A 4,322-nucleotide genomic window follows, 5' to 3' on the forward strand; every position below is an offset into this window, starting at 1 on the left:
CATTTTTTATTATTTCATTTGATTTTTCAAAACCATATTGAAAACGTGGAAGAATTGATAATTCCTGATACAGACGGTTCCCATATATGAAAGTGACAGAAAAATTATGCTTGGCAGCAACTATGGAAACATGTTTAACCGCATTTCTGGTAATATCACTTGTAGAGAAATAAATCAGCTCATTAATTCCTTTTGAAATAACCAAAATAACATTTTTAGATATTTTCTCAAGACCAAGGGCACGATTGTGCCTCTTGCATTCAGCCCATATTTCATAGGGGACATCCTGTGCAGTTCCTACAATGTCTTTTCCACCATCTTTTTTCAAACGCGTACCGTGTATGGTAATATTTTTGTTTTTATAATGCAAGGTCAGGTATTCCGTGCAAAGCTGTTCAAACTCCTCGTCTGTAAGGCTGTGTATATATTGCTGGATGTTCATTTGTATTCATCTCCATAGGAAGTAATGGATAACTGCTAATTATCTATTATATTTGTGGATACCATGGCAAAGATAACAGTAAATTCTTTTGCTTGCTTTACATGTGTGTGGTATACTTAAGCTACAGTGAAATGAAGAAGTACATAGCAGTAATTCAGACAAGAGATTCAGTGTTTATTCAGTGCGGAAGATAAAGAGGTTATATGCTTATGAGAATCGTTACACAGGCCATCAGGGTGATTGATTATGAAAACAATAAAATTTCAGCAAGAAATATTATGCCAAAGTTTGGGGAGTATATTGAACAGTTGATTTCTTACATAAATGGGAATGTTTCTGTAAGGGAATACAAAACACAATCAACGGGTACAGAGGTCATTAGCAGTATATTAGAGATCATAAAGCACCAGGCAGAGGCTGAAATAGTTCTGCAAAGGATTGATATAATAGCAGAACGCCTGCTCCGAAAGGAAAGACAGGCACAAGAGCAGATTGCCAGTATGGATATTAGAGTGCAGAAAGGAAGCCTGATCTTGGCTCTGATCGAGGATGAGGGGAAGGTGCTGTTTCTGTTGGCGAAGGTAGAGCATACGGATTTCTTTGATGATAGTGATTACAGCATTAAATCAGGCTTTTCAAAGGACACAAAAAAGATCTGGAAAACCTGCCTGTTTGAGATTGATGATTTGAATTCTGTGAAATTTTTAGCCAGAATATATTCTAATACGGTGGCGAAATACTGGTGGCATGATTTTCTGGAGTTAAATGAACTTCAAAGTGATGAGCTTAATACCAAGAGAGCGTTTAAAGCCGTAGAAAGTACACTGAGCAGAAATCTGAAAAAAGATGCACCATATGACCATATGGTAATCCGGAATGCAATGTACTTGTATTTCAGTAGTGTCGAGCAGTTTGATTTTTCTGAAATGTTAGATAAAACGATTAAGAATTATTCCCCTAACGACATGAAGGCGGAAAAGAAAGAAGAACTTATTCAGAAACTGTGCGACCTGCCTGAAAAACAACACTTTGACCATCAGTTTAAGCCAGTTCTGTCAATGATTAAGCCTAAAATGAAGAAAACGTATGATGTATATAGCGGAATTCAGATCAAAGTATCTAGTGCGGTTGAAGATTTGGAAGACATCATTGAGGCATATGAGGACGGTGATGGCAAACGGTATCTCAAGATCCGTATGGATAATGATATAACCTTCCGGACATTTGAGCGTAGGGAGGGGAGATAGGAGGGATTTGCTTTGCTGGAGCATATAAGGGATAAGGTTTTGGGATTGAAAGAAGAAGAACGCAGGAAATTCTATTCCGCCTGTTTTTCATTCCCATCTTCTCAGGCTTTAGGATTTTCAGAATTGATGGAGGTCATACAAAAGATTCCATCAAGGGATGAAGTCAGAATTTTTTTGTCGTTGGAAAATGAAGATCCCTTCATAATAGTGAAAAATTCAACTGAAGCAGAGTACAGAGCGTTTATTGAAGAGACACTGGAAGATGAGATGATTTTTACAAAAATAGAGATAAATAAAACACTGGCAGATGGGCACTTTTCAATTTACCGATACCAAAAGTTTGTGGAGGATATTGTCGGTTTATCTATGGAAGACGTGCTGAAAACATTCTCTATGTTTCTGGATGGGGCAGGGAAAAATATAGTGTTTGAACTATTTGACAGTCCAAATATTTTTTATACGAAAACAATGTATTTTCTTCCTGTGGGGAATAGAGAGATTGATTGTAATTTTAGCAGGACACAGCGTTTGCTGGCTTGTAGGGATAATACGTACTTTTATAACCAGGATTCCTATGGATTGCTGCCGGATGATTTTAAGATAGAAGTAGGGTATGAGGGAAACCCATTCAAAGAATTGTTCATGAAGCTGGAAACAATTTTGGCAGCAGGCTTCATTGCATCCAATGCTACGATTCAGGGCGGGCAGATGAAACTGCAGATCATGGGACAGCGTTCTGTTGATTATGTATGCCGTCTAAATGAGATAACGGGAAACCAGGTGCTGTACAAAATATATGACTGGATATATTCAGGCGGAAGTTCTATTGACAAAGCCATTATTGCAAGAAATATTATCTGTCTGCATTGCAAATATGAGCCGCTGCTGAACCTGGACGAAAAAGTTCTTTCTTCTATCCAGTCTAATTACAATCTGTATTTGAAAGATAACGTAGGACAGTATCTTGAACTGAAAAACAAAGTGGCAGAATTTATAAGTGACATTGTGTCGAGAACCGGGGAATACGCCACAGAATTACTTGATAAGTTTAAAGCAAATGTTATAGCAATATTTGGCTTCCTATTTACAGTGGTCATAGCCGGTATTGTATCAGACCAGCCGTTGAACAATATTTTTACAAAAGATATCACGGTAATTCTGGAATTAGTCCTGGTGGGTTCTGTGGTATATCTGTTCATTTGTTATGGGCAGTCAAAGTATCAGATGAATAAAGTTTATGAAAGTTATGAGAAACTGAAAAAATCCTACGATAAGATATTGACCGAGGATGATATTCAGGAGTGCTTTCGGGGTGACTATCTGATCTTAGATATGAAGAAGACGATAGGAAAATCTGAAAAGATATATCTGTTCCTATGGGTTGTTTTTCTTCTGGTGCTTCTTGTGATTGTAGAATATATTAGTGAAGCTCCGGTTGTAATTCCTTTTTTAAAAAAGATTGCTGGCCGGTTCTGTAAGTAAAGAAAAAAATCCCCTTGCGCATTGATTGAAAAGGTCAATGGCACAGGAAATTTTTTGCCCGAACATATTTTTGCATTTTATATTTAATAATTGCTCCTATTGAAATTAGTGCCAAATACGGTAGTATGATGCTTATAACAGATAGGAGGAATCTAAAATGAGATTAGAAGATAAACTGGCAGCATATTTGGAGTACTGTGAATATCGAAAGGAACTCGATAGGAAAACACTGAAAGCATACCGTATTGACTTGCGTCAGTATTTCGAATATATATGTGTGGATGAACCTGATAAGGAAAAGATTGAGGAGTATGTTACGCATTTGCATAAGAGCTACAAGCAAAAGACTGTAAAGCGGAAGATAGCATCAATAAAAGCGTTTTATAACTATTTAGAAGAAACTGAAATCATTGCTGAAAGCCCTTTCCGGAAAATAAAAGTCAAATTCAAGGAAACAGTAACCCTCCCCAGAATCATTCCCAGGGAAGAAATAGAGAAGCTTTTGAACCATATGTATCAATGCCTGAATGAGAACGATAAAGCATCCCGTAAATTTATGCTGCGTGATGTAGCCGTGATTGAAGTGTTTTTCGCAACCGGGGCGAGAGTGTATGAAATCTCCAACATCCGGGACGACAGCATTAATCTGAATACGGGCTTGATCAGGCTTATGGGAAAAGGCGGGAAGGAACGATATGTACAGATCAGCAACACTTCAATTTTAGAGGTCTTGAAAAAATATTACGATGAAAATGAGCAGTCGATCAAGAAAAGTGGTTATTTTTTTGTAAACAACAGAGAAAGCAGGTATACGGAACAATCTATCCGGCTGATGCTGAAGAAGTATACAAAGCAGGCTGGGATCGAGAGAAATATTACTCCTCATATGTTTCGTCATTCATTTGCGACATATTTAATAGAGGAGGGCGTAGATGTAAGCTGTGTTCAGCAGATTTTGGGCCATAGTTCCATAAAAACAACTCAGATTTATATACATATTGCGGCTAAAAAACAGGCTGAAATATTAAAAGAGCTGCATCCCCGGAATAATATGAAAATCGTTGGTGCGGCATGATTTTCTGCCAATATGTGAACTTCCAGTGAATTTACGACTAAAATCGATTTACCCGCATAAATACTGGATTTTCTGT

Annotated in this window: 4 protein-coding genes; 3 read left to right on the forward strand and 1 reads right to left on the reverse strand. The window is 37.4% G+C overall.

All coding sequences use genetic code 11. The annotated features are described in order from the left end of the window. The coding region (locus tag AC075J_RS17680; protein ID WP_476390561.1) for a restriction endonuclease at nt 1-442 on the reverse strand (442 nt) is incomplete at its 3' end. Nucleotides 443-651: 209 nt separating this feature from the next. Between AC075J_RS17680 and AC075J_RS17685 the strand changes: the two genes are divergently transcribed. The 3 genes from AC075J_RS17685 (at nt 652) to AC075J_RS17695 (ending at nt 4,246) form a co-directional block, all read left to right on the forward strand. Further along, the gene (locus tag AC075J_RS17685; RefSeq protein ID WP_025579991.1) at nt 652-1,689 is read left to right on the forward strand and encodes a nucleoid-associated protein; all 1,038 of its coding nucleotides are present in this window, start codon (nt 652-654) and stop codon (nt 1,687-1,689) included. A 12-nt stretch (nt 1,690-1,701) separates the two neighbouring features. Beyond that, on the forward strand, nt 1,702-3,171 hold the full coding sequence (locus AC075J_RS17690; RefSeq protein ID WP_025579989.1) for a hypothetical protein: 1,470 nt from the start codon (nt 1,702-1,704) through the stop codon (nt 3,169-3,171). A gap of 157 nt (nt 3,172-3,328) precedes the next feature. Continuing rightward, the gene (locus AC075J_RS17695) at nt 3,329-4,246 is read left to right on the forward strand and encodes a tyrosine-type recombinase/integrase (RefSeq protein WP_025579988.1); all 918 of its coding nucleotides are present in this window, start codon (nt 3,329-3,331) and stop codon (nt 4,244-4,246) included. Nucleotides 4,247-4,322: the final 76 nt, after the last annotated feature.

The organism is Blautia sp. ZXY-1-C6 (assembly GCF_056339875.1).